The following is a 437-nucleotide window of genomic DNA, read 5'->3' on the forward strand; positions in this document are numbered from 1 at the left end:
AGTACCTGCCAGTCAAACTGCTGACCACTTCCGCCCACCGTCTTACATTTGGTGTCGAAAAGGAAGTAGTCAACAGCGCCTACATACTCCTTATATTTCTGAATGTCCCCGGCAGTGGAAACACTAATGGCTTTGATTATCTTCATATTCCCCTTTGCTGCACGCAGCTGCTCACACAGTTCCCTGCTCTCGCTTCCATGCATCTGCACCGCATTCAGAGAGAATGAATGAATCTTATCCAACATATTGGAAATGGAATCATTTACGAAGACTCCCACTCGGCACACATTGCGGTCAGCACCAGAGCGAGCCACCACATGACTGGCATACCGTGGAGACTTAGGATAGAAGATAAATCCCATCATATCAACGCCGAGTTGCGCAACCTGCTTTACATTACCAGGTTCACGCATTCCACAAACCTTTACAAACATTTT

General features: G+C 46.9%; 1 protein-coding gene. It reads right to left on the minus strand.

Features of this window, described 5'->3' with window-relative positions; translation table 11 throughout:
- Positions 1-413, minus strand: a 413-nt coding sequence (locus D4A39_RS19250) for a phosphoribosylanthranilate isomerase (RefSeq protein WP_199699501.1), incomplete at its 3' end; no start/stop codon positions are given.
- Positions 414-437 lie beyond the last annotated feature (24 nt).

The organism is Alcanivorax profundi (assembly GCF_003597125.1).
In the GTDB taxonomy this organism is placed as follows: domain Bacteria; phylum Pseudomonadota; class Gammaproteobacteria; order Pseudomonadales; family Alcanivoracaceae; genus Alcanivorax; species Alcanivorax profundi.